We start from the raw sequence: 26740 nt of genomic DNA, 5'->3' as shown, positions 1-26740 counted from the left end.
TTCCAGGGCACTCGGTGTACCGTTGAAGCACAGCAACCAACATTCGGAGGCCAAGATGCAACTGTCTCGCAAACGCAGGCGCGAACTGAAGAAACTTCGTAACCAGGCAGAGGTTCTGCTTGACCACCAGCGCGAAGTGCTCGGTCACGCTGGGCATGTGCTCGGCGAAGCGAGCCGCCAGGCGAAGGAGCTTGGCAACGAACACGTCATGCCACGAGTAGAGTCGGCCGTCGACCAGGCCCGTCCATTCGTGCAGAAGAACGTCGCTTGCGCACGTCGTGCAGCGGATCGCGTGCGCGTTGCCGCAGCACCCGTTGTCGCAGCGGCTCTCGCTGGCACCGTTCGTTCACTCGAGCGCATGGAACAGACCGAAGCCTCACGCCAGCTACGTGGTTTCGGCGAACAGCACGGACTTATTGAGCCGGTCAAGAAGAAGCGCAAGGGTGGTCTCATCGCCCTCGGCGTTGGCATTGCCGCAGCAAGCGCTGTCGGCTACGCCCTCTGGCAGGCCTTCCGTGAAGACGATGATATGTGGGTCTCGGCAGACGACTTCTAAGCCGGCACTACCGCTCTTGCTGCTGGCGCGGCTGACCCGAATGGGAACGCCGTCGCCGGCGGCCTCGAGAGCGCCTCGACGATGAACCACGCAGGCCAGCCATGCGCAGCGCCGTGTTCACGAGCGAGAGCGTTCGCAGTTCCGCAATTTCAGCAAGTGGCACCCAACGTGCCTCGTCGCTTGAGCCGTCAACCTCATTGACTAGCGGGCCATCTTTGACCGTAGCTCGATAGATGATCCTGATCGTATGTAACTCTGGATCACTGCCCTCGGGAACGTCCTCTCGGCTAAACACACGAGAGTCGACACCAATGAGCTTGCCGATCTTGGCATCAAGCCCGGTCTCTTCTTTGACTTCCCGCTTTGCAGCGGCCTCTGGTGACTCACCGGATTCGATGCCGCCGCCTGGCAACGTCCATCCACTCATGCGGCCACGGCGCCAGTGAGTAAGCAGGATCTGTCCCTGCCTCTCAATAACCGCGTATGCCGCAACTCTCATATCCATAGGGTCTAAGCCTACTTGCTTTCAGGGGCGTGCCCCATGTTTCTTTCATTTGTGACCACCTGACAAGGGTTCATTTCTTTAGAGAGGCATGCTTGACAGGCATTCAAGAAGTTAGGGTAGCCTAAGTTTGACGAAGGAGACGAGAATTTATGCAGTTTACACGCGAACGGGTCATGCACGAGCTGAAGCGCAGAACCCTTCGAGTCACGAATGTGACGCAGGTTGCGCCAGACTATGCACGCATAACCGTGACGAGTCCCGAGCTCGAAGGCTTTGAAGCACCTGGACCGGCCGACCATATTAAGCTCATTTTCGGTGAAGCCCACGGCCGACCTATTATGCGCGACTACACTCCGCTTAACTTCCGTGAAACCGCAGAGGGCTACGAGCTTGATATCGACATGGTGCTTCACGAAACCGACGGCCCCGCGTCAGACTGGGCGAAGGAAGCTGCTCCAGGCCAGCTTATTCAGCAGGCAGGACCACGTGGATCGAAGCTTGCGCCCGCAGGTATCACCGAGATGGTACTTGTCGCCGACGAGACCGCCTTTCCCGCGGTAACCCGCTGGCTCGATGCCGTGAGCGATGACGTCACCGTACACAAGTTCTTCTTCACCGTCGACGAGCGCATGCGCGCATACTTTGACGATCAGGACGACATCACCTGGTTTGACATCGACGAGGCCCCCGAAGGCATCATGGCCGAGCTTCGCAAGCTAAACATCACAGACACCACGTTCGCTTTTCTCGCGGGCGAGGCAACCACCATCACGCCCCTACGCCGTTACCTGCGACGCGAAGCCGGTATTCGTCTCGACCAACTTGATGCACAGGGCTACTGGAAGCGTGGCGTCGCAGAGCTTGACCATCACGAGCCACTCGATCCCGAAGATCCCGACGAGTAGAACTGGGAGAGCTTCGCGAACACTGCTTGTAAGATCAGAGCAGTTGTCTGAACGAAGGGAGGCGCCTCATGTGCGTCAAAGTAACATGCTCTCACTGTGACCTCGCAACCTGGGAAGGTTGTGGCGAACACATTGAAACCGCACTCGAGGGCGTTGCAGCGGCTGACCGCTGCTCATGCCCCCGTTAAACGCGGTAAGCGTCGAGAGAAATCTCAAACATTTTTGCCGTCATGCGAGCCGACGGTGAACCGAGGTCGGGATCAGCACCGAGCGTAAGCAACGTGCTGATCACGGCCTCGTCTCGTTTAAAGACCGCACCAGCAAGAGGAGTCTGCCCACGCTCATTCGCCTGGTTAATGTTGGCGCCCTGAGCAGCGAGCTCGGCAACGAGACGAGCGTGCCCGTGGTAAGCCGCAAGCATCAGCAGCGTATTACCGCTCGCGTCACTGAGGTCAGGTGAGATGCCCTGCTTCACCGCTGAGAGCACAAAGGGTGCATCGCCGTTTCGCGCCGCATCAAAGAGCTGATGCGCGAAAGCGACAACCTCATCTGGAAGATCCATGAGCTCCAAACCTTTTCTTCTCGTCTCTCACTTCTCACTAATGTGAGAAGCCCTTACAACACAAAAGCCGCCCGAATAATCGGGCGGCTTTTCTTGTGTTTGGTGGACCCTGGGAGAATCGAACTCCCGACCTTCTGCTTGCAAAACAGACGCTCTACCAATTGAGCTAAGGGCCCGTAATTAGTCCATTTGTCCTGAACCTTGTATATCTTATCACAAGATTCTTACCCTGGCAACTACTTCTTGCTTGACTCGGTTTCCGTCTTCGGTTGCCGTGCCTGCTCGAATAACTATACCCGGCTCATTTCTCTCGCGCAAAACGAGCACGGGTGTCGTGCGAATTTCAGTATTGGCAGCGGCTTTGATCCGCCGCAATGAGAGTATCGACACCCATACGCCGCCCTGTGCGCCGTTCAGAGCTCCGGTGATACTCACACCCCACCTCGACCCTGAACGCCCCGCAGAACGCAGCCCACGTGCCCACATTCTTCGCTTCAAACGCCGGCGCGTTCAGCACACCCAAAACTCGGGTGATGCTCCCCCAGTCGGCCGTGAGAATGTTTCACGAACCAACGACAAAGGGCAGTCGATTTCTCGACTGCCCTTGCGATATTTGGTGGGGCTACCAGGACTTGAACCTGGGACCTCTTCATTATCAGTGAAGCGCTCTAACCACCTGAGCTATAGCCCCTTAACCAAGGTTTAACATTACTGCATGTCTGTCGATTTGGTCAAATCGACTTCCTTGGCCGCGCGTGTGCGCTTAGTTTCCGGTGAATCCGAGCTGGAAACCACCGAAGACTCGAACGAGCAGGTTGTACACGAACGCAGCAATTGCGCCGAGAACCGTGCCCACGATGAGACCTATCACCGAGACGGTTACCGCGAAGCCAATGACCTGCGGGTACCCGAGGAAGTTCATGAGGCTCGTCTCGTCTCCACCGACAACGTCCATGAACAGCTCATCGATCTTGCCGAGAGCACCGGTCTGAGCGAGAACAGCGTAGATGAGCACCGTAGCAATAGCGTTGACGACTGCCAGACACAGTGACAGCAAGAAACTGAACTTTACGGCAGACCAGAAGTCGACGTATACAAGCTTCAGACGAACCTGTTTTGATGGGGCTTTCTTGCGAGTCTTCTGCGCAAGCTTGTCAGCTACGGTGTTGGTCATGCGTTGCTATCCTCAGGTTGTGCTGCGTCAGCCGGGGCTTCTTCCCCGCCTTCTTCTTCAAGATTACGCTCGGTATTTTGCGCGACGCCAATAATACGGTCACTGTCTGGGAATCTCGCAAAAACAACACCCATGGTGTTGCGCCCCTTCGCAGGAACCTCAGCGACGTCGGTTCGAACCACCTTACCGCTCGCGAGCACCGCGAGAACCTCAGCATCTTCAGAAACGATGAGTGCGCCGACGATATCGCCACGGGTTTCATCGAGTTTCGCGACCTTGATGCCGTAGCCGCCACGATTCTGAACGCGGTATTCGCTCGCAGAGGTGCGTTTGGCATAGCCGCCCTCGGTGACGACGAGCACGAAGTCTTCATCATTGCGAATGTCACGTGCTGCCAGAAGCTCGTCGTCATCTCTGAAGTTCATGCCACGAACGCCACTCGTCGAACGCCCCATGGGTCGTAACGCGGTGTCGTTTGCCGTGAAACGCAGCGACATGCCGTGCTTCGAGACGAGCAGAATGTCATCTTCTGAACGGAGCACCATGGCCGAGACGAGCTCATCTTCGTCACGGAGTTTGATGGCGATAATGCCGCCCGTGCGGTTCGTGTCGTACTCGTTCAGCGGGGTCTTCTTTACCAGACCATTGCGCGTTGCAAGCACGAGCTGATCGTCGTCTTCGTCGAATGAACGAACATCGATGATCTGCGTGATCGTTTCGTCGGGGCCGAGCGCCAAGAGGTTTGCGAGGTGCTGTCCCTTCGCATCGCGGCCGCCCTCGGGTGCTTCATAGGTCTTCGCCCGGTACATACGGCCAGTGTTCGTGAAGAACAGCAGCCAATGGTGCGTCGTCGTAACAAAGAAGTGCTCGACAATATCGTCGGCTCGCAACGTTGCCCCGCGTACGCCCTTGCCACCGCGGTGCTGCGAACGGTAGTTATCAATACGCGTGCGCTTGATATACCCGCCACGCGTTACCGTAACGACCATGTCTTCCTCGGGAATGAGGTCTTCGACCGACATATCGCCGTCGTAACCGTACATGATCTCGGTGCGGCGGTCGTCGCCGTAGCGATCGACGATCTCATCGAGCTCGTCGATGATGATGCCGCGCTGGCGCTCGTCAGAGGCGAGAATCTCGTGGTACTCGGCGATCTGAAGCTCAAGCTTCTTCGCGAGATCCATGATCTTCTGACGCTCGAGGGCCGCCAGACGACGGAGCTGAAGGCCAAGAATAGCGTCAGCCTGGAGCTGATCAACCTGCAGCAGGCTCATAAGGCCCTCACGCGCTTCTTCAACGGTCGGTGAACGGCGAATAAGCGCAATAACCTCGTCGAGGGCATCGAGCGCCTTCAGGTAACCGCGCTGAATGTGAGCCTCTGCCTCAGCCTTATTCAGGCGGAACTGCGTACGGCGCACAATAACTTCAACCTGGTGCTTCACCCAGTACGTGATAAACCCGTCGACCGAGAGCGTGCGTGGCACACCATCAACGATCGCAAGCATGTTCGCACCAAAGTTCTCCTGAAGCTGTGTGTGCTTGTAGAGATTATTGAGAACAACCTTCGCAACCGCATCACGCTTGAGAACAATGATGAGGCGCTGGCCGGTACGGCCGCTCGTCTCATCGCGAATATCAGCGATGCCCTGAACTCTTCCCTCTTTCACGAGGTCAGCGATCTTCACCGCGAGGTTATCGGGGTTTACCTGGTACGGAAGCTCGGTAACGACGAGGCAGGTGCGACCCTGCAACTCTTCGATATTGACGACCGCACGCATCGTGATTGATCCGCGTCCCGTTTTCTGGGCTTCCTGAATGCCTCGGGTGCCGAGAATCTGGGCACCGGTCGGGAAATCGGGGCCCTTGATGCGCTGCATGAGGGCCTGTTGCAGCTCCTCTTTCGTCGCGTCAGGGTTTTCAAGATGCCATTTGGCACCGTCGGCAACCTCACGAAGGTTGTGCGGAGGAATGTTTGTGGCCATGCCAACGGCGATACCCACTGAACCGTTCACCAACAGGTTCGGGAAGCGGCTCGTGAGCACGGTGGGCTCCTGGGCACGCCCATCGTAGTTGTCTTGGAAATCGACGGTGTCTTCGTCGATATCACGCACCATCTCGAGCGACAGGGGCGACATCTTCGTCTCGGTGTACCTCGGGGCTGCCGCTCCATCGTTACCCGGTGAACCGAAGTTACCCTGACCAAGAGCCAGGGGGTACCGCATGCTCCAGGGCTGCACCAGGCGAACGAGCGCGTCGTAAATAGCGCTGTCACCGTGCGGGTGGTAGTGGCCCATAACGTCGCCGACCACACGGGCGCACTTTGAAAAGGCCCGGTCAGGGCGGTAACCGCCATCAAACATCGTATAAATCACACGGCGGTGTACCGGCTTCAGGCCGTCACGAACATCGGGAAGCGCACGTCCAACGATCACGCTCATCGCGTAGTCAAGGTACGAACGCTGCATCTCAACCTGGAGGTCGATCTGCGAGATGTTTCCCCCAGTCTGCTGCGGTTCGGTTTCTGGAGTCTCGTTAGATGTCAAGGAAACGCACGTCCTTCGCATTCTGTTGGATAAAGGTGCGACGCGCTTCAACGTCTTCACCCATGAGGGTTGCAAAAATTTCGTCGGCTGCCACAGCGTCTTCCATCGTCACCTGCAGAAGGCTGCGGGTTTCGGGGTTCATCGTGGTCTCCCAGAGCTCTTCGTAGTTCATCTCGCCGAGACCCTTGTAGCGCTGAATTCCGTTGTCTTTAGGAATTCGTCGGCCGGCTGCCTGGCCTGCAGCGAGCTGCTGGTCTCGCTCTTCGTCACTGTATACATATTCATGCTCAGCATTCGACCACTTCAGGCGGTACAGGGGCGGCTGTGCGAGATACACATACCCGAGTTCAATGAGCGGCTTCATGTATCTGAACAGCAACGTGAGGAGCAGCGTTGTAATGTGCTGACCGTCAACATCGGCATCGGCCATAAGCACGATCTTGTGGTAGCGAGCCTTCTCAGGATCAAATTCTTCACCAATGCCGGCACCGAATGCCGTGATCATTGCTTGAACCTCGGCGTTGTTCAGTGCACGGTCAAGACGCGCCTTTTCAACGTTCAGAATCTTTCCACGCAACGGCAAAATGGCCTGCGTGTCAGGGTTCCTTCCCTGCACCGCGGATCCACCTGCCGAGTCACCCTCAACGATGAAAATTTCTGAGATCGATGGGTCCTTCGACGAGCAGTCCTTCAGCTTTCCGGGCATGCCGCCCGACTCGAGCAGTCCTTTGCGGCGTGCAGTCTCACGCGCCTTTCGGGCAGCGAGTCGTGCCGTAGCGGCCTGAATCGCCTTGCGAATGATGTCTTTTGCTGCCGCGGGGTTGCGCTCAAACCAGTCTCCGAGCTGATCACCGACAAGCTTTTGAACGAACGCCTTGGCCTCGGTGTTGCCGAGCTTCGTCTTGGTCTGACCTTCGAACTGTGGCTCAGCAAGCTTGATTGAGACAACCGCGGTGAGGCCCTCTCGAACGTCATCACCCGAAAGATTTTCGTCTTTTTCGCGCAGCAGGTTCTTGTCACGCGCGTACCGGTTGATGAGCGTCGTCAAAGCCGCACGGAAACCCTCTTCGTGCGTTCCACCCTCGTGGGTGTTAATTGTATTGGCGTACGTGTGCACACTCTCTGAGAAAGCACTCGTCCACTGCATCGCTACCTCGAGCGAAATCGACTTGTCTTCTTTCTCCTGCTCAAACGAAATAATTTCTTCGTGAACAATCTCGGCACGCTTCGACTTGTTGATGTGCTGAACGTAGTCCTGAATACCGTTCTCGTACATGAACTCGTTGTGAGGCGCATCGGCCATGACTTCTTCGCCATCATCATTGATCACGAGTTCCTGGGGCCGCTCATCGCGCAGGCTAATACGGAGTCCCTTGTTCAAGAACGCCATCTGCTGAAAACGAGTGCGCAATGTCTCGTAATCGAATTCAACAGTCTCGAAAATATCAGCGCTCGGCCAGAACGTAATCGTTGTTCCGGTCTCATCGGTAGGCTCACCCTGCGCGAGCGGAGCATTGGGCACTCCCCCGGCAAACGACATGTTCCACGTGAAACCTTGGCGCTTCACCTCAACATCAAACCTCGTCGAAAGAGCGTTTACCACTGACGATCCCACGCCGTGCAAGCCACCCGAGACCGCGTAACCACCACCGCCGAACTTACCACCGGCGTGCAGAACCGTCAGAACGACCTCGACCGTTGAACGCCCCTCGGTCGGGTGCATGTCAACCGGAATACCGCGGCCGTTGTCTCGAACGCGCACAGCGCCGTCTTCGAGAATCGTTACCTCGATGAGGTCGCAGTACCCTGCAAGCGACTCATCAACTGAGTTATCGACGATCTCGTAGACCAGGTGGTGCAGCCCTCGTGGCCCTGTCGAACCAATGTACATGCCGGGGCGTTTGCGAACCGCTTCAAGACCCTCAAGCACCTGAATCGCGTCGGCACCGTACTCTGATAAGTTATTTCCAGTACCGTCTTCAGTAGCCATCTTGTGTTTTTTCTCCCAGCATTTCTTAGCGCCGATACGGCTTATTTGTAGCCTAGATGTCCATCTTACCAATTTTGGGCGATTTTAGGCGTATTACAGAGCCGTTTTAGCGCTTATTTTCAGCAGGGACACCCCCTGGTCAAGTGCCAGGTTAACCGTAGGTGTCTCGCGGGCCTCTTCCAGGCACACTTCTTGGCCCATGACGCCAGGAAGGCGTGTGAGGGCCACGGAAGAGAATGTCTTCTACCCCAGCTTCGGGATACTGCTCCAAAAGCTTCGTGACGATTTGGTGTCGCATTCGTCGAAGCTGCGTCGCCCATGCGGTCGAGTCGCATTGAATCTCGAGCTTTTTTCCGGTGATGCCAACAACTTCGGTGTGCTCGGCGATATCCTTGCCGACAAGGTTCGGCCATTCAACAATGAGCGTTGTTTGGCTGAGTTGCTCTCCCCACCCCATATCTTTGGTCATCGTCTCGAGAACCGCCGCGAGACTCTTCGGGTCTCTGCCCTTCGCATAAGGAATTGACGTCCCGTCGATCTTCCGACGCCTCGCGGCCATCGCGCTATATCGCTTACCGCTCCAGAGCGACTTCGCATGAATGTAGGCCTCGCTTGCAAACGAGATTTGCTCACTCATCAGTATCACTACTCTGATCAGGTGTTTCCTGGGTGACAACTGGTTCAATAGCAACGACTTCTCCGGCTTCGATGCGGATCGTGTGCCACTCATGCCCCTGCGGAACGTCACCTTCGACCGCAGTTGTTACGATCACCTGCTCATAACCAGAGACAGCAGCGTACAGCCGTTCACGACGACCAAGATCAAGCTCGGCAAAAACGTCGTCGAGAATCAAGACTGGATCACCCTCTACGGTGTCAGTGCTGAGAACGCTCGCAAGGGCAAGCTTCAGGGAGAGGACATAGGACCAAGTTTCTCCGTGGCTCGCATATCCTTTTACGGGCAGCGACTTCAGCTGAAGGACCGCGTCATCGCGATGTGGACCAACGAGAGTCTGCCCGCGTTCGAGCTCCCTCCCCCTCACGAGGCGCAATGCATCGCGAAACTCTTCGGCTATTGTTTCACGTGAAACACTCGCGCCCACATCTACTACGCCGCTTGTTTCACGTGAAACACCCAACGTTTCTTGTACGCTTTCCATGAGCGCGATGGTTGGCTGGTGATCCTGATCAACGAGTGAAAAATAGCCCTGGATCAGCGGATCTCGTAAATCCTCGATAAGCATTCGGCGGTGGCGTATAATCTGTGAACCCATTTCGACGAGCTGTTCATCCCAGACGTCAAGGAGGGTGTCGATCGAGTTCGCACTTCTGCCCGTATGCTTAAAATCTCTGAGCATCGTGTTTCTCTGCCGAAGGATCTTCTCATAATCAGCAATGGCACCAGCAGCGACTGGGTGCCGTGAGATAAGGGCATCGTCTAGAAACGATCTGCGAGTGGCTGGTTCCCCTCGAACGATCATGAGATCTTCTGGGGCGAACAGAACGGCCGAGATGAGCTGCGTAAGTTCACGAGTTTTGACGCTGTGACGGTTAATGAGCGCTTTATTCGCACTTCCGCGGTTGAGCTGCAACTCGAGAAGAGCCTCACGTTCGCCCTGGGCAAGCCTGCAGCGGACAATAGCGGAATCCTCCCCCGCTTTGATGAGTGCAGCATCCTGCGAAATGCGGTGCGAGCGAAGCGTCGCGAGATACATGAGCGCTTCTGCAACGTTCGTTTTGCCCTGACCATTGCGCCCAACCAGCATATTCATGCCTGGGGCGAACACTAGCTCAGCGTGGGCATAGTTTCGATAGTTTGCAAGACTGAGATGACGAACCTGCACTCAGGGTTGCCCCTATCGCAAGAGCAGGTTTGGCTGCAGAAGGTACTTAAAGCTTGCTGAAGTCTGCTCGTCTCGGCTGTGCTGCCCTGAGATGAGTACTGGCCCAGGCTTTGCAGGGTTATCGGTTCGCGTGAAGCCGATGCGCGCATACTCGGCATGAGCTGAGCGCAAACCATCCAGCAAGAATTGCGGCTTCAACGAGACGACCATTTCGTCACCGACGAGATGAGCATCGGCAGTCTCGTTTGCTCGTGCAGATTCAGATCCAGCACCTTCGAGCTGCACGCTGCCTTCGCTAAAGCTGAAGCGGAGTGCAGCTTCGCGTTCAAGAACGAGACCAACGCGGCCGACTGCCTCGATAATTTCATTCGTGCTCACGACTGCATAGTTATCAACGACCTCGGGAAAAAGGCGTTGAACGGGAGGGTAATTGCCCTTGATGAGCACTGAGGTGACCGTCTTTGAGCCGCCGCGGAATGCGATGAGCTCGCGGTCTTGTTCCTTGACGATCGTGATGTGAACAGTTGAGTCATTTCCAAAGGTCTTACCGACCTCGGTCACGATTTTTGCTGGAACGAGCGCATTGATTGCATCTGTTTCGCCCACTGGGGTCCAGTCGATGCCACGCGTGGCCACACGATAGCGGTCGGTGGCGGTGAGGGTCAGCGTTCCTTCTGCGATTTCAAACTGTACCCCTGTGATCACCGGGGTGACGTCTTCCTTCGAAGCTGCAAGCGAGACCTGAGCGATCGCTTCGGCAAATGTCGACGCGTCTACCGAACCACTTGCCTCTGCGATTTCAGGAATCTGTGGGTACTCTTCGACTGGCATCGAGGGGAGGCTGAACGAAGCTGATCCACAACGGATGAGGATGCGATCGTCTTCACGGGTAACCGTCACGTCTGAGTGAGGAAGTTTGCTCGCGATTTCAGCAAGTAGGCGACCCGAGACAAGCGCACGGCCTGGCTCGAGAATGTCAGCTTTCACTGAAGTTTTTGATGAGGTCTCGTAGTCGAACGTACCGAGCTCAACACTTTCTCCTTCAGCGACAAGAAGTACCCCACTCAAAATTGGCTGGGTAGGTCGCTGCGGGAGAAGTTTTGCAGTAAACGAAACAGCTTCGTTAAACACGTCCCTGTCGACGGTAAATCGCACTCGCTACTCCTCCTCAGAATGACAAACTATCGAACAACATCTTTGCATAGTTTTGTAACTCTTACGAAGCGTGTCACAGAAGCTCGCTCGATTTTCGGTTTTCACCTGGGTATTGGGTTTGCTCTCTATAAGTTGTAATTCTGTAATAGTCATAAGTCCTGTGGATATTGTGGATAACTCCCGATAGCCCGCTCTGCGACAAGGAACTACATCTTTGTCATTTGCGGAGAAGCGGTGGACGGGCTGGGAATGGCTTAAACATGCCGATCTCGTGAATGACAGGATCTCCACAGCAGCCCAGAACTTATCCACAGATTCGATGACTTATCAAGAGTTATTCACAAGCCTCCTGTGGATGTGGATAAATTTATGCCGAATTATGCTTCAATTTCGAGGTCAGTTCGGCCACTTGGTTGTATACCGAGCGACGTTCAGCAATGAGCTGTGTAATTTTTTTATGCGCGTAAATGACGGTGCTGTGATCGCGGCCGCCGAAGAGCTGCCCAATCTTGGGAAGTGAAAGCGGTGTCAGATCCCGGCACAGGTACATCGCGATTTGCCTGGCAAACGCAATTTCCTGGATGCGCGATTGCCCGTAAAGGTCATCGACGCTGAGATTGAAGTAATTGGCGACAACTCCAACGATGTCGGTCGGCAAGATTTCATTCTCATCGAGCGAAACAATGTCTTTGAGAACGGTTTGTGCGACGTGAAGATCGATGGGTTGGTCGTTGAGGCTCGCGTATGCCCGAACGCGATTCAGGCTTCCCTCAAGCTCTCGAATATTTGAGTTCAGCTTCGACGCGATGAGTTCGAGAATCTCAGGGTCAACAACGATGTTCTCACGCTGGCATTTTTTGCGAAGAATAGCGATGCGCGTCTCAAGGTCAGGAACCTGGATATCTGTGGTGAGGCCAGAACTAAAGCGCGAGAGCATGCGGTCTTCGAAGCCCTTGAGCTGCGCGGGTGAAACATCACTTGTGATAACGATTTGCTTGTTCTGACCGACAAGGCTGTTAAAGGTGTGGAAGAACGCCTCTTGCGTCTCGGCCTTGCCCTTCAAAAACTGAATATCGTCGACGAGCAAAATGTCGACACTGCGGTACCGCTGCTGAAACTGTGGGCCCTGGTTATTAGCAATTGAGTTAATAAAGTCGTTCGTGAAATCTTCTGAGCTGACGTAACGAACGCGAAGCCCATGAAACAACTCCATGGCGTAGTGGCCGATGGCATGCAAGAGGTGTGTTTTGCCAAGACCTGAATCGCCATAGATAAACAAAGGGTTGTATGACTTTGCCGGTGACTCGGCGACGGCAACCGCAGCGGCGTGAGCAAAACTGTTTGATTGCCCGATCACGAATGAATCAAAGCGGTATTGGTCGTTCAGATGGAACGATTCTTCAGATTTTGGAGCTGTTGTTGGCGGTGAAGCGTAATTTCGCTGCGTGGCTGCTCCCGAATGTGATGCCGCGCCCGAGGGAACGAAGCCGGCCTCAGCATGGGCGTCGGAATCGCGTTCTTGGTGAGCCGACTCTGCTGAATCTAAGGATGAAGCCGCGGCGCGTGATGACCCCGATGACCCTGTATGAAGATTTTCGTGCTGTTGTTCGCGAGCAGACTGTTGCTCGTAAGCTTGCGCCTCTGCCTCAAGCTCTTCACTGACATCGGTGTCGACGAGTACGGCGAAGTTATCAATAGAGCCGGCATTCGGGTGCTGTGCGATGGCTTGCATGATGACGGGGCGAAGCTGACTATCGAGAAGACGCTGCGTGAACTCGTGTTGCACCGCGAGGTAGAGCATGCCCGCGCCCATGCCTCGCGGCAGCGCGAGCGCCAATTGCGCGGCCATCGAAGGCGAAATTTCTGGGTCGTTCATCACTGAGAGAGTGATTTCACCCCACAGCTCACGCACTTGGGCGTCGTTCACGTAACCTCCAGATAAGTAGCTATTCACACCGTCTCACAGCTTCATCCCCAAAGCTATACACAGAAAATAGTAATGAAATAGCGGGAAACTTGGCGGAAACGATCCGACCTGTGGATAACTTTACAGGTGTCTGGGGAGAAGCGGAAATGTCGTGTCGTGAGGGTGATTTGCGACACGCCTTGGTCGCTCGTTGAACAATGCGGCAAAAGGGGGATAATCGCGAGGTTCAAAACATTTTTTGACGAATCACAGAAAAACGCGTAAAGTTAAGTGTTTGTGTGACTCAATAGCTCTGCTTAGTTGTCACAAATTCTTCCTCGGACCTCACGAACCGGTGTTCCGAGACAGTTCCGAAACCACGGAGAAATCATGAGCAAGCGTACTTTCCAGCCCAATAACCGCCGCCGCGCCAAGAAGCACGGCTTCCGCCTTCGCATGCGTACCCGCGCGGGCCGCAGCATCCTTGCTGCACGCCGGAGCAAGGGCCGCTCGAAGCTCTCAGCTTAAGTCATCGTGGCCTGAGCAGTGCCGAAACAGCTGCACCGTATTACTCAGGGCGATGATTATCGACGCGTGATGCGTCACGGACGCCGCGTGGGCGGGCCATTTGTGGTCGCCCACGCGGTTTTGCGTACCCAGGATGAACCAGCTCGCTTCGGTTACATCGTTTCGAAGAAAGTGGGTAATGCTGTTGTGCGCAATCGCATTACGCGAAGGCTGAAAGCAATTTCAGACGAGGTCTTACGTGACGGCTTCACCGGGTATGACGTTGTTTTTCGGGCTTCTCCAGCTGCAGCAACCGCTCCGTTTGTCGAGTTGCGAAGCGATGTCTTGAGAGAAATAGCCAAGCTTGATCGGGCGCGAGAGTAATCATGCGGTACCTCGTGGCCGTGTGGCTCCTGCCCCGGAATTTCGCAATCGCGTTCATGAAGGGGTATCGCAAGTTCATCTCACCGCTGTACGGCGAGGTGTGCCGCTACTGGCCGACATGCTCCCGGTACGCACTCGAGGTATTTCAGCAGCGTGGCTTCATCGAGGGAAGCGTGCGCACCATATGGCGCTTGCTTCGCTGTAACCCGTGGAGTTCGGGTGGTGTTGATGATCCGCCACCCCACAGGAATAGACAACTAGTATTGAACCGGTATGGATTCGTCGTTTGGCGCTCACCTGAAACGAACGAATCAATGATGCAGAAGGGCAAAACCCGTTAAATGAATTTCATCGAGACAATTCTGTGGCCGTTGCGTTGGCTCGTCGAGCTGGTGCTCGTAGCGTGGCACGGCTTGTTTACCACGCTCGGGCTCGACCCCGACAGCGGTGCCGCATGGGTACTGTCGATCATTGGCCTTGTGGTGGTTGTGCGATCAGCGCTGATTCCCGTCACCGTCAAGCAGATCAAGTCGCAGCGCAAGATGATGGAGATCGCGCCCGAGGTCAAGAAGATTCAGGCCAAGTACAAGGGCAAGACCGACCAGTTCTCGCGTGAGGCAATGAGCCGCGAGACGATGGCCCTGTACAAGAAGCACGGCACGAACCCCATGGCTTCGTGCTTGCCGATGCTGCTGCAGATGCCCATCTTCTTCTCGCTCTTCTATGTGCTCCGTACCGCATCAGGTGTGAGCAACACCGGTTCTTCGGGTACACCTCAGGCCGGTATTGGCCTCATGAGCCAGGAGCTCACCGACAGCTTTAACCAGGCCACCATCTGGGGCGCCCCGGTCAAGATGACCTTCACCCAGGCTTGGAACGACGGCCCGATTCAGGTCATGATTTTCCTCGGCATCATTATGGTGCTCATGATTGCCTCGCAGTTCTTTACGCAGAAGCAGATCATGTCGAAGAACATCTCTGACGAGACGAAGTCGAGCCCGATGTACCGCCAGCAGCAGATGCTCCTCTACATCATTCCTTTTGCGTTCCTCTTCTCAGGTCTTGTCTTCCCGCTCGCCCTGAACATCTACTGGTTCAGCTCGAACATGTGGACCATGGCGCAGCAGGCAATCGTGATTCGCAACATGCCTACCCCGGGCACCGAGGCCTTCCGCCTTCGTCAGGAGCGCTTGCGCAAGAAGGGCAAGCTCACCGAGGAAGAATTGCAGGTCATCGAAGCCGAAGAGGCACGCCAGCAGCAGGCTGGCCAGCGTCAGCAGCCCATCAGCGCAAAGCGCGCTAAGAAAAAGAAGAAGTAGCGACATGACGAATGCAACGAATCAGACCTCTGCCCTCTCGCTCGAAGAGCTCGAGGCGCAGGGCGATCACGCCGCTGATTACATCGAAGAGTTTCTCGATCTTGCCGATCTTGACGGTGACCTCGATCTCGAGGTGAAGAATAACCGCGCCTATGTCTCCATTAACGGTGGCGGTGCTGATCTCGAGAAGCTCGCGAACCCCGAGGTGGTTCAGGCGTTGCAGGAGCTCACTCGTCTCGCTGTTCAGCGCAAGACCGGAGATTTCTCTGGGCTCATTCTCGACGTTGCCGGTTCTCGCGAGGCGCGAGAGACTGAGCTGCGCGAGTTGGCGGATCACGCGATCGCACAGGTGGCCGCTGGCAAAGACGAGGTCGCTATGGATCCGCTGTCATCATATGAGCGCAAGCTGGTGCACGACTACGTTGCCGAGCGTGGTTACCACTCTGAGTCGCACGGTGAGGGACGCGGTCGTCGTCTCGTCATTAGTGCAGCAGCGTAAACCGCAAACGTTTCACGTGAAACTTCAGAGAGAGTGCAGCACGGTATGAGTGATGAGCAGCGCCTTGAGCTTGAGGCCGAGCCTGCCGCCGCAGGTGATCTTGCCGGTGAGCAGATTGAGGTCTTGCGCGCCTTCACGAACGTTCTCGCTGAGAGGGGCGAGTTGCTCGGGCTCATCGGGCCGCTAGAGCTCCCTCGGCTGTGGACGAGGCATGTGCTGAACTCTGCGATCATGGCGCCGCTGCTCCAGGAAGGGCAGCGGGTCGCCGACATTGGTACCGGGGGTGGGATGCCCGGCCTCGTGCTCGCGATTGTTCGACCTGATGTGCAGTTTCGACTCATCGAGCCGATGGAGCGCCGCTGTGCCTGGCTCAACGAGCAGATTGAAGAGCTCGGCCTCTCGAATGCGGAGGTGCTGCGAGGTCGCGCCGAGGAGTACCACGACGCGTTCGAGGTCGACGTGGTGACCGCGAGGGCCGTGACTGCGTTGCGCAAGCTTGTTCCCATCACCGCTCCCCTGCTGCGCGATGGTGGCGAGATGATCTTCCTGAAGGGAACCGGCGTTGACGCCGAGATCGAAGCCGCCAAAAAACAGCTTTCGAAGTTCAAGATGCGCAGGCCGAGCGTTGAGATTCTTGGCGAGGGCATTCTTGACGAGACCACACGAGTGTTTCGGGCTACAGTAGAACGTGTTCGTACGCAGAGCTAGAGGAGATCATGACGCAGCCAAAAAACGCGTTACTGGGCGATCAGCTCGTCGACAAGGTGCGGCGCAAACGCAGGCTTGAATCGATGACATCACCACTCCCCGACCACACGCGCGTCATGACCGTCTCGAACCAGAAGGGCGGCGTGGGTAAAACCACGACGACCGTGAACCTGGCATCTGGCCTCGCGAGGCGAGGCGCCCGGGTGCTCGTTATCGACCTTGATCCGCAGGGTAATGCCTCGACCGCGCTCGGGGTCGAGCACGACCCGACGATCACGAGCATTTACGAGGTACTGCTCGGTGAAGCGAAGCTTGGCGAGACGGTGCAGCAGACCACCGACCATGAGAACCTCATGTGCGTGCCCTCGACGATTAACCTCGCGGGAGCCGAAATTGAACTGGTTTCTCTCGTTGCGAGGGAGCAACGCCTGCGCAAGGCACTCGCCGAGTTCTTGAGCCAGAGCGACGAGATGTACCACTACGTGTTCATCGACTGCCCGCCCTCGCTTGGGCTACTCACGGTGAACGCCTTTGTTGCGGCGCAAGAAGTGCTCATTCCCATCCAGTGCGAATACTACGCGCTCGAGGGGCTCAGCCAGTTGCTCGGCAACATCGAGCTCATCGAACAACACCTGAACCCACAGCTGCACGTCTCAACGATTCTGCTCACGATGCACGACTCACGAACCAACCTCTCAAACGAGGTCGCTGAAGAGGTGCGCGGGTTCTTCCCCACGCAAACGCTCACGACCATGATTCCCCGCTCAGTTCGCATTTCAGAGGCTCCGAGCCACGGTGAGACCGTGCACGCCTATGATGGATCATCGGTGGGTGCGATTGCCTACCTCGAAGCTGCTGCAGAGATTGCTGAGCGGAGCGCTGCTGAATACGCCCGCTTATACCCGGAAGGAGCCTAAATGGCTGCGAAAAAGAAGTCAGGACTCGGTCGGGGTATCGGTGCGCTCATTCCGCAGCAGGATCCCAACGAGGAGCGTCCAGTCGACGTCTTTTTTGGCGAGGCTCCGGCGAAAGAAGATAAGGCAACCTCGGTTGCGCAGACCGTCGTTGACGAGCAGCAGTTGCGCGAGGTTCCTGGCGCACAGCTCACAACGCTCGACCTCAGCGATATCGTGCCCAACCGCGTACAGCCCCGTACCGAGTTCGACGAGGAGGCGCTTGAAGAGCTCACGCACTCGATTCGCGAGTTCGGTGTGTTCCAGCCCGTCGTCGTGCGAGAGATTCTCCCGGCACCGACGAAGAAGGGTGAGCCCCGCTACGAGCTCATCATGGGTGAGCGTCGCTTCAGGGCATCGAATCGCGCCGGCCTCAGCACGATCCCCGCGATCGTTCGTGGCACCGAAGACGAGCACATGCTGCGTGATGCGCTGCTCGAAAACCTGCACCGCGCACAGCTGAACCCCCTCGAAGAAGCGTCGGCGTACCAGCAGCTCTTGCAAGACTTCGGCACGACGCAGGAAGAGCTCGCGAAGCGCATTGGCCGCTCACGCCCGCAGATTTCGAACACGATTCGCCTCCTGAAGCTTCCTGAGCACGTGCAGACGAAGGTCGCGGCCGGGGTGCTCACGGCTGGTCACGCCCGTGCGATCCTCTCGCTCGACGGAGACGCCGAGGCGATGGAGAAGCTTTCAGACAAGATCATCAACGAGGGTCTTTCGGTGAGGCAGGCCGAGGAGGCCTCGTCGCAGGCTACTAAGCGTAAGCTTCCGAAGCCTCGCGCCGGCGGCGTGCAGGCGCAGCTCGACGACATCGCAGAGCGCCTCGGCGACCGCTTCAACACGACCGTCAGGGTGAAGCTGGGCGCCAAGAAGGGCCAGGTCACGATTGACTTCGCGACCATCGCCGATCTCAAGCGCATTCTCGACGAGCTGGGCGACCCCGGCTTCCAGTAAACGCCACACCACGACGCGAAGGAGCATCAGTGACCGAACAGCACATCATCACAGCAGAGGCGGTCATTGAGGCGCCAGCAGAGACGATCTTTGAGCTCATCGCCAACCCGTCGAGGCAGCCAGAGTGGGACGGGAACGACAACCTCGTTGCCGCAGAAGGCCAGGAGCGTGTGCGCCACGAGGGCGACGTCTTTGCCATGGAGATTCACAACGGTACGGTGCGAGACAACCTCGTTACCGAGTTCGTTGAGGGCGAGCGCATCGCGTGGGCCCCAGCAACCCAGGGAGAAGCCCCTGCGGGGCATCTTTGGCGCTGGGAACTCGAGCCCGTCTCTGAGCGAGAGAACGAGGCAACGCTCGTGCGGCACACCTACGACTGGACGAAGCTGCGCGACGAGCAGCGCATGCGCCGCGCGCGGGCCACGCAAGCAGAGAACTTGCTGGCGTCGATCCGCCGCCTCGGTGCGCTCGCAGAGCGCGAAGCGCAAGCGGGCAAATAGACGAAAGAGCGCCCTTCCCCGTGTGGGAAAGGGCGCTCTGTGCCTGCGTCGCTTAGGCGAGGTGCGGCTGAAGCTCGTTCTCGATCGAGGCCTTGGGCATTGCTCCGATGATCTCGTGAACCTCTTCGCCACCCTTGAACAGTTTCATCGCGGGAATCGACGTGATGCGGTACTTGCCCGCGATTTTCGGGTTCTCATCGACATTGACCTTGACGACGCGAACGTCGTCGCGCTCGCCTGCGATCTCTTCGAGTACGGGGCCCACCATGCGGCAGGGGCCGCACCAGGGTGCCCAGAAGTCGACGAGCACCGGGGTGTCGCTCGCGAGTACGACCGCGTCGAATGTGCTGTCGGTAACGTCTACCGTGTTTGCCATGTTGTTCTCCTTACTCAGGCGGTGCGGGCCGCTGTGCGACCCCGCCGTGGTGGTGGTTAGTTGTCGAGCGCCGAGAGGTAGTGTTCGGCGTCGAGGGCTGCTGCGGTGCCTGACGCTGCTGCGGTGATCGCCTGGCGGTAGGTCGGGTCGATGACATCGCCGGCGGCAAAGACGCCTGGCAGCGAGGTACGTGACGAGCGGCCTTCGACGGCGATGGTACCGTCGGCCGTGAGGTCGAGCTGGCCTTCGACGAGCGAGACGCGCGGATCATTGCCGATCGCGACGAAGAGGCCGTCGATCGCAAGTTCTGACTTTTCGCCGTTCACGGTGTTATTGAGGGTGACGCCGGTCAGCTGACCCTCGCCGTGAATCTCGTGTACCTCGGTGTTCCAGAGCACCTCGATCTTCTCGTGCTGCAGCGCGCGGTCGGCCATGATTTTCGAGGCACGAAACTCTTCGCGGCGGTGAATGATGGTGACCTTTGAGGCGAAGCGGGTGAGGAAGATGGCTTCTTCCATGGCAGAGTCGCCACCGCCGACGACCGCGATCTCGCGATCGCGGAAGAAGAAGCCGTCGCAGGTTGCGCACGACGAGATGCCGTGCCCCGTGAGCGCTTCTTCGTTCTCGAGGCCGAGCTTGCGGTAGGCCGAACCGGTCGAGAGAATCACGGTCTTCGCCTCGTGCACGGTGCCGTCGCTCGTCGTGACCTTCTTGACGTCGCCGGCGAGATCAACCGCGGTGACGTCGTCGAAGACGAGCTTCATACCGAACTTCTCGGCCTGCTCCTGCATCTTTTGCATGAGGTCGGGGCCCTGAATACCCTCGGGAAAACCGGGAAAGTTTTCGACCTCGGTCGTGTTCATGAGCTCGCCACCGGGAGCGACAGAGCTCGCAAACATGACGGGTTCAAGCCCTGCGCGTGCCGCGTAAATTGCGGCGGTGTAGCCCGCTGGTCCTGAACCAATAATGATCATCTGATGCATGCCGTCTCCTTGGCTTACTGCGTTGTTATTGCGCACGTTCTGTACAACAATCCTAGGCCGGGACTATTCCCGGGAGCTGGAGGTTGCGTCATTGAGCGCGAGGGTGGTTTGGTCGGGTTTGCCGCCGAGGTATGAGACCGCCGGGTCGACGACGAATCCCTGCTCGAGGGCCTCACGACCGATGAGCATGCGAAAGCCCATTTCGTCGCGGTTGGTGAGGGTCACCTCGGCCTCAATGACGCGGCCGACGAGCACGAGGCTCGTGACGACCGTGATGCGCTCTTCGGCGTGGCCTGAAGAGCTGCGCACGAGGCGGCGGTCGTGCACGGGGAGTTCGACCCTGAGTATGCCCGAATCGCCGTGTTGAAAAGGATGCACGGTAAAGCGCACCCAGGATTCCCCGTCGCGTGTAAACTCGGTGAGTTCGTACGCATGAAGCGCTGAGGTTCTGGCCCCGGTATCGATTTTTGCTTTGATCCAGGGAACCGAGATATTGGGCATTGAAACCCATTCCCTCCACCCGGTGAAGGTGCTTGAATGAGTATGGTTGGTCACACTTCTATTTTGGCAGGATACCCGTGAAGCTTGCACTCCTTTCTCGCGCTCCACAGTCGTACTCGACCGGCAGGTTGCGCCAAGCAGCCGAAGATCGCGGCCATGAGGTTCGCGTGCTCAACACCCTGCGCTTTGGCATTGATCTCGCGGGAGGGGTGCCAGATCTCAGATATCGCGGATCGCAGCTGAGCGACTACGACGCGATTCTGCCCCGTATCGGCAATTCGATTACCTACTTTGGCACGGCTGTGGTGCGGCAGTTTGAGCAGATGGACGTGTACACGCCCAACACGTCGAACGGCATCACGAATTCGCGCGACAAACTGCGCGCGAGCCAGATTCTTGCAAGACACGGCATTGGCATGCCCGAGACCGCGTTTGTGCGCAACCGCGCCGATGTGAAGCCGGCAATCGAGAGTGTTGGCGGAGCTCCCGTCGTGATCAAGCTGCTCGAGGGCACGCAGGGTGTCGGGGTTATTCTCGCGCCGCAGGTCAAAGTGGCCGAGGCGATCATTGAGACCCTGCACTCGACGAACCAGAACGTGCTCATTCAGCGCTTTGTGCAGGAGAGCGCCGGGCGCGATATTCGGGCGCTCGTCGTGGGCGATCGGGTGGTTGCGGCGATGCGTCGCACGGCAGCGGGTGATGAGTTTCGTTCGAACGTGCATCGCGGTGGCAGCGTCGAGGCTGTGAAGCTCGATGCGGCCTACGAAGAGGCCGCGGTGCGTTCGGCGCAGATCATGGGCCTCAGGATCGCTGGCGTCGATATGCTCGAGGGCGATGAGGGGCCGCTCGTGATGGAGGTGAACTCGTCGCCGGGGCTCGAGGGTATCGAGCGGGCGACGGGGCTTGACGTCGCGGGCGCGATCATCGACTTCATCTCGAATCAGGTGGCGTTTCCCGAGATCGACGTGCGGCAGCGCCTCTCGGTTTCGACGGGGTACGGCGTCGCTGAGCTGCAGGTGCACGCGGGAGCCGAGCTCATCGGTAAAACGCTCGGTGACTCGGGCCTCTGGGAGCGAGACATCACGGTGCTCACGCTGCACCGCGGCGTGCAGGTGATCCCGAACCCCCGCAAGCATGTGGTGCTAGAAGACGATGACCGCTTGTTGTGCTTTGGCAAGCTCGAAGAGATGCGTTCGCTCATTCCGGCACGGTCGGCGAGGCGGCAGCGCATTCGCAAGCTGCCGAAGGACGCGCTCGATGAGTATGGCGACGCCGCCTCATCGACCGAAGATTTGTGAGCCGCGCGATCGCTTAGTGTTTGGGGTCGGCCTGGCGCCCGGCGGGTTCGGCAGGCTTCTCTGCTGCTGCGGCCGCTGCAGCAGAGGGCTCGAGGGGCTCGTCGCCCGGGGTCGAACGCTTGCGGGTAATTGAGCGCCAGAGCCCGCCGACAAAGAGGGCAACGACGATGACACCGAGGGTCGTGAGCGCGATGGTTTCGGTCTGGCCGCTCAGGGTCACCTCAAAGGTCGTCGAGGCGATGTCTTCGCCTTTCGTGGTGTCACGCAGTTGCACCTTGAGGTCGACTTGCCCGCTCGAGGCACGGCTGGTTACTGGAACGAGGTGGTTCACGGTGCTCTCGGCCGGAATCACGGTGGGCTCAAGCTTTGGCTTCTGCACGATGAGTGCCGCCGAGCCGGTCGAGATGGTGCCGGCAACGCGAGCGTCGAATGGCAGGGTGTTGCGCAGTTGAATGGGCAGGTTTGAGGTGCTCCCGAGCAGTCGCGTGTGCTCGGTATCGACGATACGAACGCCCTGTTGCAAGCGTTCGTTGCCCGCGAGATGCACCCCGATACGATTTTCGAGCGCCTCTTGCGCGGGCTCCGATCCCGAGAGCGGGCCGCGCACGGCGAGCGTGCTCGCGAGTCGGTCGCGCTGGTAGTCAACGAGCAGCTGCGGTTCGGCAAGCACGCGTGAGTATTCGACGACGCGCTCTTCTGAGCGCACGGCCTCGGCCATCTGGTCGAGTGCCTTCTGCACGTCGGCCTCTTCTGTCAGCGTCACGGAGCCGGGCGTGAGGTTTTCGACGGGTGTGAAGCTCACCCACGGCAAACGGCCCATCTCGGTAAAGAGCGCCTCGAGTGACTCTGCGCCAGCAGCGGTGCTGCGGTCGACAGCGAGTAGCGCCTCTGCCGCTTTGCCCTCTTTGGCGCTTGACCCGAGCACTGCCGTGACCGAGGCGAGCAACGCTTCAGCCTCGGCGTTGTCGATGTCACTCTCGGCGGCAAGAAAGGCCCGGGCGGTTTTTTCGAGCGCGGGCTCAGAACGGTATAGGGTCGCTCCGTCGAGGGCTCCCCTCGCAGCCCCAGCGGCATCTTCACCGTTCACAACAATGTTCGTGAGCCCCTGCTTGACCAGAGCCTCGAGTGTTTTGGTGCTGAGGCTGGCGGCTGATGGCCAGGCGAAACCATCCATCGCTGTTTCCCATGTGACAAGTTCTTCGAGCAAGGGCGGCATCGATCCATCGGTCAGCGACGCGATTGAGTGGTCGTGGCTCTTGTGCGCAGAGTCTGACTCGGCCTGCTCGGTGAGTTCGGTGAAATGGCGCGCGAGAAATGAAAGGCCAGTGGGCTCGAGTACCCCGTCAGGCATGAGCAGCGCCGTCGCGACCGGGTCGGCGTCGGCGTACCCGAGCGCGGCGGTTGCGAGCGTTGGCGAGGTGATGCGATCGACGAGTTCGCGGGTGGCGGGCGAGGCACTCGCGCCAAGACTGCGAACGTAGCCGACAACGCGTGGATCGACGGCGACGAGCGACCCCGCCGTTTCTGCCGCGTCAAGCAGCCGTTCGATCGAGCGGTGGTCGCCGAGCGCAAGGTCGACCTCGGCTGGGGTCACGGGGGGCGCGTCGGTCTCTGGGTACACGAGGGGCACGATGGTTGCGAGATTGAGGCGGGCTTCGATGCCCGAGGCGTTCCACACGAATGGCGTACCGAGCTGGGTTCGAGTGATGCTCTCACTGAGCTGATCGTCGCTCGGGCTCATCTCGGCCGTCTCTGTCCAGCTCACCTGCGTTTGGTACACGCCGGCCTGGCTTTCGGCGTTAAGCGCGAACGACGACGATGCTGGGGTTGTCTTTGAAGCGAAGCGCTCCCCCGCTGCGATGATCGGGGTTTCGATGGTCGCGATGGTGATGCCAGCGGGTTCAGTCGTGACGGTTTCGCCCGTGATCTCGTCGAGTTTCGTGACCGGTTCGGTCAAGACTCGAACCTGCACAGAACCGGCGGGCAGTGGATCATCGCCGAGGTTTGCAACCTCGACGAGGAACGTGTGGTCGCCCGACTCGGTCATCGACGCAGACTCAGCCACGGCGCTGAGCGCGATGGTGGTCTCGGCCTGGTTGTCGCGCTCACGATTTGCGTCGGGGTCTGCTTCGGTATCGGCCTCGGTGTCGCTGTTAGCGTTGTCATCGGTCGCCGGGCGCACTTCGGTCTGAGCCTCGCGCTGCGACTCCCGCGGCTGCATCGAGGGTGCGGCTGATGCTGCGAAGACTCCGGGAAAGACGAGGAGAACCGCAGTGACGATCGTGGTGAGGGCCGCACGCATGCAATCAAGTCTAGGAGCCCACGCTGGACAAATGGGTTTTGACAGCGACGCCAAGTAAGCTGTGACGCATGCTTTCTCTCGCAGAATCGATGGCAACACTCACAGAAATTGCCGAGTCGAAACCGGTGAAGGCGCTTGCCGAAGCGTTTGCGGCGGCCGGTCACGAGTGTGCGCTCGTTGGCGGGCCCGTGCGCGATGCGCTCATAGGCAGGCCCGTCACCGATCTCGATTTCGCGACCTCAGCGAGGCCCGATGAGACGCGTGAGATTCTCGAGACCATCGCTCAAAAAACCTGGGATGTCGGCCGTGCCTTCGGCACGATCGCAGCGAGGGTGCACGGCGAACAGGTCGAGGTGACCACATACCGTTCAGACGTGTACCGCGAAGACTCGCGAAAGCCCGTCGTCGCCTTCGGCGACACCATCGAGGGCGATCTCGTGCGCCGTGACTTCACGATTAACGCGCTCGCGCTCATGCTGCCCGAAATGCGCCTCGTTGACGTTTCGGGTGGCGTCGAAGATCTTATCGCGGGCACGATCATGACTCCGGGGTCAGCCGAGCAGTCGTTTAGCGACGATCCGCTGCGAATGATGCGGGCTGCACGGTTTTCGTCGCAGCTTGGCTTCGCCGTCGACAAGCGGGTCACGAAGGCGATGACCGACATGGCCGACCGCCTCGACATTATCTCGGCGGAGCGAGTGCGCGACGAACTCGTGAAAACGCTCTCGACCGATGACCCGGTTGCCGGGCTGCGCATTCTCGTCGAGACGGGGCTGTGCGACCGATTCTTGCCTGAGTTCAGCGCGCTGCGCGAGATGCAAGACGACCACGGTCGCCACAAAGACGTGTACGAGCACACGCTCACGGTGCTTGAGCAGGCCATTGCGCTTGAGAAATCGCGGCAGTCGAGCCCAGACGGCCCCGACGTCACCCTGCGCCTCGCTGCCGTCATGCACGACATCGGCAAGCCAGCCACCAGACGCTACGAGCAGGGCCAGGTGACCTTTCGCCACCACGACGTGGTCGGCGCGAAGCTCACGAAGAAGCGACTGCGTGAACTGCGCTTCGACAACGACACAATCGCGCAGGTCGCGAAGCTCGTCGAACTGCACCTGCGCTTTTTCGGCTACAGCGACCAGGCCTGGAGCGATTCGGCCGTGCGCCGGTACGTGCGCGATGCGGGCAGCGAGCTTGAGCGATTGCACATCATCACGCGGGCTGACGTGACGACGCGCAACAAGCGTAAGGCCGACCGGCTTGAGTTCGCCTATGACGACATCGAGCGCCGCATCGACGAGCTTGCCGAGCAAGAAGCGCTCGACGCCGTGCGGCCAGAGCTTGACGGGCAGCAGATTATGCGGCTGCTCGGCATCGCACCCGGGCGCGAGGTCGGGCTGGCCTACAAGTTTTTGCTCGACCTACGGCTCGACGAGGGCCCCATCGGTGAAGAGGCCGCGGCCGAGCGGCTCGTTGCATGGTGGGCCGAGCAACAGGCGGGCGATGCCCAGAGCACCGAGACAGAAGGCGAAGCATCGTGAATCACAACCCTGAAACCTGGTTTGGTAGCGCCCAGCGCGTCGTATTCGTGCACGCCCACCCCGACGATGAGACGATCGCGACGGGTGGCACGATTGCTGCCCTTCGCGCGGCGGGAAAGCCCGCCGGCCTCGTGACCCTCACGCGCGGTGAGCGCGGCGAGGTGACCCCGGGCCCCTTCGCCTCGCTGCAGGGCACCCCACAGCTCGCGCCGCACCGCGAGCAGGAGCTGCAGGCCGCGATGCTTATGCTTGGCGTCGAGGGCCACGCCTTTCTTGGCGAGCCACCCGCGCGCCAGCCGGGCCTCGAACCCCGCGTGTACGAAGATTCAGGAATGGAGTGGGGCGATGACGGCATGGCCATGAGCGCGGCCGAGACCGGCGCCGAGGCGCTCACGAAAGCCCCAGCAGCCGAGCTCATCAACGACCTGCTCTACGGTGTGCTCACGCTCGAGTGCGACGCGATCGTGAGCTACAACGACGAGGGCGGCTACGGGCACCCCGATCACGTCCTTGCCCACCGTGCAGCACGCGCGGTCGCGGCGGCGATCGATGTTCCGTTCTGGGAGATCTCGAGCGACGAAGCAGCCGAGGCCTACGACGTCACCGAGAGTCTCGATCGCAAGATTGGCGCGCTCCGCATGCACGGGACGCAGCTCACCGTCATTGACGACGAGACGATCGAGCACGTCGGTGGGCAGCGCGAGCCGATCGCGAGCGTCGAGCGATTTATGCTTCGCGCAGCCCCGATACTGGGAGATGCGTGACTGCCCCGCGA

At 58.7% G+C, this 26740-nt stretch carries 28 protein-coding genes and 2 tRNA genes; 15 read left to right on the top strand and 15 right to left on the bottom strand.

Annotation, left to right across the window (positions count from 1 at the left end; translation table 11 throughout):
- The first annotated feature begins 55 nt into the window (after positions 1–55).
- Positions 56–556 (top strand): DNA/RNA helicase, encoded by a 501-nt coding sequence (locus tag KTJ78_RS05005; RefSeq protein ID WP_217133193.1) that lies wholly within the window; start codon positions 56–58, stop codon positions 554–556.
- Positions 557–563: 7 nt separating this feature from the next.
- Here the strand turns inward: KTJ78_RS05005 and KTJ78_RS05000 are convergent, their stop codons facing one another.
- Entirely contained in the window at positions 564–1061 is a 498-nt protein-coding gene (locus tag KTJ78_RS05000) for an NUDIX hydrolase (RefSeq protein ID WP_217133191.1), read from the bottom strand.
- A 149-nt stretch (positions 1062–1210) separates the two neighbouring features.
- Here KTJ78_RS05000 and KTJ78_RS04995 point away from each other — a divergent pair, with 149 nt between their 5' ends.
- A complete protein-coding gene (locus tag KTJ78_RS04995) occupies positions 1211–1966 on the top strand; it encodes a siderophore-interacting protein (RefSeq protein WP_217133189.1) in 756 nt (251 codons plus the stop codon).
- A gap of 68 nt (positions 1967–2034) precedes the next feature.
- A complete protein-coding gene (locus tag KTJ78_RS14080; RefSeq protein ID WP_501993652.1) occupies positions 2035–2154 on the top strand; it encodes a DUF8730 family Cys-rich protein in 120 nt (39 codons plus the stop codon).
- On the opposite strand, the gene KTJ78_RS04990 is transcribed toward KTJ78_RS14080, so the two are convergent.
- The 10 genes from KTJ78_RS04990 to dnaA all read right to left on the bottom strand — a co-directional run bounded on the left by KTJ78_RS04990 (position 2151) and on the right by dnaA (position 13110).
- Complete coding sequence (locus KTJ78_RS04990) at positions 2151–2528, bottom strand: ankyrin repeat domain-containing protein (RefSeq protein WP_217133187.1); 378 nt, start codon at positions 2526–2528, stop codon at positions 2151–2153. The two genes, KTJ78_RS14080 and KTJ78_RS04990, sit on opposite strands and share 4 nt — an antisense overlap.
- A gap of 100 nt (positions 2529–2628) precedes the next feature.
- Positions 2629–2704, bottom strand: a tRNA-Ala gene (locus KTJ78_RS04985).
- A 438-nt stretch (positions 2705–3142) separates the two neighbouring features.
- Positions 3143–3219 (bottom strand) — tRNA-Ile (locus tag KTJ78_RS04980).
- A 72-nt stretch (positions 3220–3291) separates the two neighbouring features.
- Positions 3292–3702, bottom strand: a complete 411-nt coding sequence (locus KTJ78_RS04975) for a DUF3566 domain-containing protein (protein WP_217133185.1) — start codon at positions 3700–3702, stop codon at positions 3292–3294.
- Entirely contained in the window at positions 3699–6245 is a 2547-nt protein-coding gene (gene gyrA / locus KTJ78_RS04970; RefSeq protein WP_254259378.1) for a DNA gyrase subunit A, read from the bottom strand. Before gyrA ends, KTJ78_RS04975 begins: the two co-directional genes overlap by 4 nt.
- A complete protein-coding gene (gene gyrB / locus KTJ78_RS04965) occupies positions 6235–8235 on the bottom strand; it encodes a DNA topoisomerase (ATP-hydrolyzing) subunit B (RefSeq protein ID WP_217133181.1) in 2001 nt (666 codons plus the stop codon). Before gyrB ends, gyrA begins: the two co-directional genes overlap by 11 nt.
- 151 nt (positions 8236–8386) lie before the next feature.
- On the bottom strand, positions 8387–8872 hold the full coding sequence (locus tag KTJ78_RS04960) for a DciA family protein (protein ID WP_254259377.1): 486 nt from the start codon (positions 8870–8872) through the stop codon (positions 8387–8389).
- Positions 8865–10079, bottom strand: a complete 1215-nt coding sequence (gene recF / locus KTJ78_RS04955) for a DNA replication/repair protein RecF (RefSeq protein ID WP_217133180.1) — start codon at positions 10077–10079, stop codon at positions 8865–8867. The genes KTJ78_RS04960 and recF overlap by 8 nt, the downstream gene beginning before the upstream one ends.
- 12 nt (positions 10080–10091) lie before the next feature.
- Complete coding sequence (dnaN, locus tag KTJ78_RS04950; protein ID WP_217133179.1) at positions 10092–11234, bottom strand: DNA polymerase III subunit beta; 1143 nt, start codon at positions 11232–11234, stop codon at positions 10092–10094.
- 367 nt (positions 11235–11601) lie between these two features.
- Positions 11602–13110 (bottom strand): chromosomal replication initiator protein DnaA, encoded by a 1509-nt coding sequence (dnaA, locus tag KTJ78_RS04945; protein ID WP_254259414.1) that lies wholly within the window; start codon positions 13108–13110, stop codon positions 11602–11604.
- 420 nt (positions 13111–13530) lie between these two features.
- Between dnaA and rpmH the strand changes: the two genes are divergently transcribed.
- From rpmH to KTJ78_RS04900, 9 genes are read left to right on the top strand one after another with little or no spacing between them, the layout of a single operon-like run.
- A complete protein-coding gene (gene rpmH / locus KTJ78_RS04940; protein WP_217133178.1) occupies positions 13531–13668 on the top strand; it encodes a 50S ribosomal protein L34 in 138 nt (45 codons plus the stop codon).
- A gap of 18 nt (positions 13669–13686) precedes the next feature.
- On the top strand, positions 13687–14031 hold the full coding sequence (gene rnpA / locus KTJ78_RS04935; protein WP_369807981.1) for a ribonuclease P protein component: 345 nt from the start codon (positions 13687–13689) through the stop codon (positions 14029–14031).
- Positions 14032–14033: 2 nt separating this feature from the next.
- Complete coding sequence (gene yidD / locus KTJ78_RS04930; RefSeq protein WP_217133176.1) at positions 14034–14372, top strand: membrane protein insertion efficiency factor YidD; 339 nt, start codon at positions 14034–14036, stop codon at positions 14370–14372.
- Positions 14373–15350 (top strand): membrane protein insertase YidC, encoded by a 978-nt coding sequence (gene yidC, locus KTJ78_RS04925; protein ID WP_217133175.1) that lies wholly within the window; start codon positions 14373–14375, stop codon positions 15348–15350. It begins immediately after the preceding gene.
- Positions 15351–15354: 4 nt separating this feature from the next.
- A complete protein-coding gene (locus KTJ78_RS04920) occupies positions 15355–15849 on the top strand; it encodes a Jag family protein (protein ID WP_217133174.1) in 495 nt (164 codons plus the stop codon).
- A 45-nt stretch (positions 15850–15894) separates the two neighbouring features.
- A complete protein-coding gene (rsmG, locus tag KTJ78_RS04915; RefSeq protein WP_217133173.1) occupies positions 15895–16557 on the top strand; it encodes a 16S rRNA (guanine(527)-N(7))-methyltransferase RsmG in 663 nt (220 codons plus the stop codon).
- Positions 16558–16565: 8 nt separating this feature from the next.
- Positions 16566–17474 carry a ParA family protein gene (locus KTJ78_RS04910; RefSeq protein WP_217133171.1) on the top strand — a complete coding sequence of 303 codons (909 nt, stop codon included), beginning with the start codon at positions 16566–16568 and terminating at the stop codon, positions 17472–17474.
- Entirely contained in the window at positions 17475–18467 is a 993-nt protein-coding gene (locus tag KTJ78_RS04905) for a ParB/RepB/Spo0J family partition protein (protein ID WP_217133169.1), read from the top strand. It abuts the gene before it with no gap.
- 29 nt (positions 18468–18496) lie between these two features.
- Entirely contained in the window at positions 18497–18967 is a 471-nt protein-coding gene (locus KTJ78_RS04900; protein WP_217133167.1) for an SRPBCC family protein, read from the top strand.
- A 52-nt stretch (positions 18968–19019) separates the two neighbouring features.
- Here KTJ78_RS04900 and trxA read toward each other — a convergent pair whose 3' ends face one another.
- The 3 genes from trxA to KTJ78_RS04885 all read right to left on the bottom strand — a co-directional run bounded on the left by trxA (position 19020) and on the right by KTJ78_RS04885 (position 20881).
- Positions 19020–19343, bottom strand: coding sequence for a thioredoxin (gene trxA / locus KTJ78_RS04895; RefSeq protein WP_217133165.1), 324 nt, complete (start codon positions 19341–19343; stop codon positions 19020–19022).
- Positions 19344–19399: 56 nt separating this feature from the next.
- Entirely contained in the window at positions 19400–20326 is a 927-nt protein-coding gene (gene trxB / locus KTJ78_RS04890; RefSeq protein ID WP_217133163.1) for a thioredoxin-disulfide reductase, read from the bottom strand.
- 63 nt (positions 20327–20389) lie between these two features.
- On the bottom strand, positions 20390–20881 hold the full coding sequence (locus KTJ78_RS04885) for an ATP-dependent zinc protease family protein (protein WP_217133161.1): 492 nt from the start codon (positions 20879–20881) through the stop codon (positions 20390–20392).
- A 23-nt stretch (positions 20882–20904) separates the two neighbouring features.
- Here KTJ78_RS04885 and KTJ78_RS04880 point away from each other — a divergent pair, with 23 nt between their 5' ends.
- The gene (locus KTJ78_RS04880; protein ID WP_217133159.1) at positions 20905–22125 is read left to right on the top strand and encodes a RimK family alpha-L-glutamate ligase; all 1221 of its coding nucleotides are present in this window, start codon (positions 20905–20907) and stop codon (positions 22123–22125) included.
- Between the two features lie 13 nt (positions 22126–22138).
- Here the strand turns inward: KTJ78_RS04880 and KTJ78_RS04875 are convergent, their stop codons facing one another.
- A complete protein-coding gene (locus KTJ78_RS04875; RefSeq protein WP_217133156.1) occupies positions 22139–24427 on the bottom strand; it encodes a DUF6049 family protein in 2289 nt (762 codons plus the stop codon).
- 68 nt (positions 24428–24495) lie between these two features.
- On the opposite strand from KTJ78_RS04875, the gene KTJ78_RS04870 reads away from it, so the two are divergent.
- Together KTJ78_RS04870 and KTJ78_RS04865 are read left to right on the top strand one after the other, a co-directional pair.
- Complete coding sequence (locus tag KTJ78_RS04870; protein WP_217133155.1) at positions 24496–25965, top strand: CCA tRNA nucleotidyltransferase; 1470 nt, start codon at positions 24496–24498, stop codon at positions 25963–25965.
- Positions 25962–26729 (top strand): PIG-L deacetylase family protein, encoded by a 768-nt coding sequence (locus tag KTJ78_RS04865; protein ID WP_369807980.1) that lies wholly within the window; start codon positions 25962–25964, stop codon positions 26727–26729. The genes KTJ78_RS04870 and KTJ78_RS04865 overlap by 4 nt, the downstream gene beginning before the upstream one ends.
- The last annotated feature ends 11 nt before the right edge of the window (positions 26730–26740 follow it).

The organism is Leucobacter chinensis, assembly GCF_019049105.1.
GTDB lineage: Bacteria > Actinomycetota > Actinomycetes > Actinomycetales > Microbacteriaceae > Leucobacter_A > Leucobacter_A chinensis.
The sequence above is the reverse complement of the archived record's forward strand: the minus strand, read 5'-3'. Positions and strand labels throughout refer to the sequence as shown.